Source organism: Halorubrum sp. SP3 (genome assembly GCF_005435195.1).
In the GTDB taxonomy this organism is placed as follows: Archaea; Halobacteriota; Halobacteria; order Halobacteriales; family Haloferacaceae; genus Halorubrum; species Halorubrum sodomense.
Genome location: NZ_SGTU01000486.1, coordinates 1 through 351, shown reverse-complemented (window position 1 = coordinate 351; position 351 = coordinate 1). Strand labels below are relative to the sequence as shown.

The following is a 351-nucleotide window of genomic DNA, read 5'->3' as shown; positions in this document are numbered from 1 at the left end:
CCGCCGTCCGTCTTCATCTGTGTCGTGTCCGTCATGCGTTGAACACCTCTGTGCCGGTCAGCTCATTCGCGATATCCCAAACCCCCTCGCGAAGCGTCCACTCCGTCTCGAAGCCCGTCTCGGCCAAGCGGTCAAAGTTCACGTGATACGAGGGGCCGGGCTGCTCGTCCTCTAAGTACGTCACGTCCAGATCCCGATCGAGTTCCTCCCGGACTATCTCCGCGATCTCCGCGATTCGGTAGTTCCCGTCGTTCGAGCCGACGTTATACACGCGCTGGGGCCATGTGTCGGGATCCAGGGCGGCGTCAAGATACGCCCGCGCGGCGTCGCGCACGTGGATGAACGGCCGCC

Annotated in this window: 1 protein-coding gene; it reads right to left on the bottom strand. The window is 63.2% G+C overall.

Translation table 11 applies throughout. The features are described from left to right. Positions 1-31: 31 nt before the first annotated feature. Positions 32-351 (bottom strand): NAD(P)-dependent oxidoreductase (locus tag EXE42_RS17335; RefSeq protein ID WP_137707101.1); only part of this gene is annotated, 320 nt, incomplete at its 5' end.